Below are 3,588 nucleotides of genomic sequence, written 5' to 3'. Positions count from 1 at the left end.
GGCGTATCGATCGGTAGCAGGTAGTTTTCGCCCTGCACCTGCATGCCGTGGCCGGCGTAGAAGATCAGCACGGCGCTGCTTTCGGGCAGCTTCGCCTCGGCGTCATGGAAAAGCTTGACGAAGCCATCGGCGGTAAGATCGGTTCCAGTCAGAACCTCAAAGTTCAGCCGCTTCAGGCTGTCGGACAGTTTCGTCGCATCGTTGACCGCGTTGGCGAGGTGCTCGAGACGCTTGCTCTGGTAGTTCGTGTTGCCGATGACGATCGCCAGCCGGTTGCGCGGCTGTAATGAGGCGTTCTGTTCGACCGCGGCGCGAACGTCGATCGTGCTCAAAATCGCGAAAAGCATGAGCAGCGGGATGCGCAAGTATCCGTGGCGGTGGGTCATATCGGCATGCTCGTTCCAGCCTGCGTCAATCTTGATCCGGCGGCCTTCGAACGCACCAGACGCAAACGCAATCTGCCCGAGCGTTTGGACCCCGTGCCGCCAAAGGCCCGCAAATTTTTATACCAAGTATCCTGTCAAAGATAGGAAAAAGGGATTTGTATGCAGTCACTGGACCGTGGAGGGCTCGATGCCGACCAAGATCAACCTCGCGCTGCCGGTTTACGGAGCAGCCTACAAAAGCGTATTCGTTCGCAGCCTTTTTGCGGCCCTGACTCACGAAAGCCTTTCCAGCTACGCGTTCACGCTGTCGGAAATCGAGTACACGGATATACCGTTTTCTCGGAACTATCTGCTCACGAATTTCTACTACAAGAAGCTGGACTGCAGTCACATCCTGATGATCGACAGCGACATGGGCTTTTCGCCCGATCTCATTGCCGCGATGCTGGCGCTCGACAAGCCTGTAGTCGGAACTTTGTATCCGCGGCGTCTGGTCGACCTTCGCAAACTTCACTCGCTGTCGAAACTGCCGTTCGACAAGGCCTTTGCGCAAAGCCTGGAGTTCCTCGGAACCATCATCGAACCGCGGCAGGAGATGGGCGGCTTTGTGCGGGTATCGCTATGTGGCACGGGTATCTTCTTGGTTTCGCGCGACTGCGTCGCCAGGATAATTGAGAAACTGCCCGAAACGGTGAACCGGTCGCGCTACAGAAAAAACAAATACGCCGCACAGTTCGAGAGCTTTCTGACGCCATTTTCGAAGATCGTGACGCCGGACGTGGACTTGCCTACCGATTTTTCTTTTTGTCATCGCTGGGCCCAGCAGTGCGGCGGGGAAATATGGGCAAGTTACGACCGCAAGGTTGCCCACGCGGGAAGCCTGACCGTTTCGGCAGCCTATTCTGACCTCTAGATGTTCGCGTCCTTGTACCGCGTCGTACTGCATCTGAGCGGTTCAATCTGAGTTCGATAGTGACCTTGTCGCCACACATGACCTTATAGTGGCCTGAGAGCGAACGCCTAACCATTGCCGACGAGCAGCGCGCTGCGTACACTGCCTGTCAATCAAGTCAACGAGCCCCATTGAAGGGCCGGTGATTTATTGTAATTGCCTTAACTGTGACGGTATCGATTCTCGTAAGGTGGGATCGAATGAGAGTGCCGCGCGAGGCCTATCAATTGGCGGGTGTTTCGTTGCTTGCGTTAGCGGCGGCATCCACGTTGCAGATATCTGGCGCGGAAGCGTGCTCGGCTATCGCAAGCGGTGCTGGTACAACAGTCGGCTCAGGCATCTCGGCCGAAACGACGTTCGAAACGACATCGGTCACGGTCGAGTGCAGCACAACTGGAAACGTCCAGGATGTCGGCGGCGTATTCACGACGGGGTTCGCGGGATACAAGGGGCAAGCCAACGACTCGTCAACAGTCATCGTCAACGATTATGACGGAAACGGCGATGACATTGTTAGCATCTTTGGCGGTATCCTGGACAACAGCACGCCTACCCCCGTCATAAGTGGCCTGCCGCCGGTAACGTCATCGGCAACGACATCCTTGCAGTCGGCAGAGGGGACCCTCGAACTCTTTGGCGGCAACGACCGGTTCGAGATGTCCTATGGGGATTTGTCGGGCGATCCGTTCGCCCCAAATGTCGACGCCAATCTCGACGCCGGGGCGGGCGATGACACCGTTATCATCCAGGCCGGCAGCATCCACGACATCGATCTTGGAGATGGTGTCGACAGTGTCGTGATATCCGGCAGCGGCACACAGGTCGGCAATGTGACCGGTGGCATCGGTGACGACCTGATATCGGTCGGTATCCTCGAGGTCGAGGAAGGCGTTTTTTTCAGCGAGCCAATCGTCGGTATCATCTCTGGGGGTGAGGGCGGTGATACCATTACCATAGGGGGAGGCAACGTCGAGGCCGTGGATGCCGGGGCCGGCGACGACCAGGTCAGCATCGGCGGCAATACCGCAATCGAATTGGATATCGATGGAGAGGCCGGCAACGACACAATAACGGTCAGTGGCAACGCCACCATAGGCGGCAGCATTTTCGGCAACGATGGCAACGACACCGTCAACATCGACGGTGGAACCGTCGGCACAACCATATCGCCGGGCATCGTTGATCTTGCGGGCGGCGCCGACATTTTCAACATGACCGCGGGCCATGTGACCGGCTCGGTGTTCGGCGAAGGCGGCGGCAACACCTATACCGTCAGCGGCGGCACGGTCGACGGCTCGATCTATGCCGGCAGCCAGGACGACAGCGTATCGATCTCGGGCAACGCCAGTGTCGGCATCGACCCAGGTGAGGGTGGGGAGGGCACGGATTCTGTCGGGCTGGAGGATGGTGACGACACCTTCGACATGACCGGCGGCACTCTTGCGGGTGCGGTAAGCGGTGGTGCCGGCAATGATGTTATTACGCTGCGCGGCGGCACCATAAACAGTTTTCTGGAAGGCAACGACGGCAACGATCAGATATTGGTCTCCGGCGGCGTGCTTGCGGGAGAGGTCACCGGCGATGTCGGTGACGATCTGATTGTCATCAGCGGCGGCGCCATCGGATCCAGCGTTTCCGGCGGCGCCGGCTTCGACAATGTCTCGGTCACCGGCGGCACCATCACGGGCGGCATAGACGCCGAGCATGTCCATCTGTCGGGCGGCACGATCGGCGGTAACATTACCGGTCTTGGTCCCGACACGCTCGTGATCGACGGCATCGGTGCGGTTGACCCACTCAATTTGAGCGATGGCGTTCTGTTCAGCGGCACGGGCGCCAACGGCACCATCACCGGCACCGATCTCGCTGCCGGCGGCAAGAGCCAGAACTTTACCGGCTTCGACAATTTTTCCTCCGACAATTCCACGCTGCGCTTCAACGGCGGCATACAAGGCATCAACCACCTCAACCTGGGCAGTGGCTCGACGCTGTTCATCAACGGCAACGTCACCATGCCGGGTTCGATCATCGCGACGAATTCGCTGATCGACATGACGAACGGTGTCGCTGGCGATGTGTTGACGCTAGGCGGCCTCACCCTCAACGGTGCCAGCATCGGCCTCGACATCAACCAGCAGACATCTCAGTCGGATCAGCTCATTGCCGATGCGTTTTCGGCAACCGGCGCCAATACCATCATCGTCAACCTGCTCGGCACGCCGCAATTTGCCGAGCCGACCGACATACCGC

At 58.6% G+C, this 3,588-nt stretch carries 2 protein-coding genes and 1 pseudogene; 2 read left to right on the top strand and 1 reads right to left on the bottom strand.

The window, feature by feature from the left end:
* Window positions 1-365 (bottom strand): caspase family protein (locus tag EN925_RS28060; protein ID WP_245487324.1); only part of this gene is annotated, 365 nt, incomplete at its 3' end.
* A 208-nt stretch (window positions 366-573) separates the two neighbouring features.
* Between EN925_RS28060 and EN925_RS28055 the strand changes: the two genes are divergently transcribed.
* Both EN925_RS28055 and EN925_RS28050 read left to right on the top strand, forming a co-directional pair.
* Entirely contained in the window at window positions 574-1,299 is a 726-nt protein-coding gene (locus tag EN925_RS28055; RefSeq protein ID WP_013525277.1) for a hypothetical protein, read from the top strand.
* Window positions 1,300-1,538: 239 nt separating this feature from the next.
* A pseudogene (locus EN925_RS28050) lies at window positions 1,539-3,588 on the top strand (autotransporter); the annotation flags it as partial.

The organism is Mesorhizobium sp. M7A.F.Ca.US.006.04.2.1, from assembly GCF_004022915.1.
GTDB classification, from domain to species: domain Bacteria; phylum Pseudomonadota; class Alphaproteobacteria; order Rhizobiales; family Rhizobiaceae; genus Mesorhizobium; species Mesorhizobium ciceri.
Note: the sequence above shows the minus strand (reverse complement) of the source record. Positions and strands in the feature narration are given on the sequence as shown.

Coding starts and splice junctions, on each gene's coding strand:
- EN925_RS28055 (WP_013525277.1), top strand. CDS start 574: ATGCCGACCAAGATCAACCTCGCGCTGCCGGTTTACGGAGCAGCCTAC.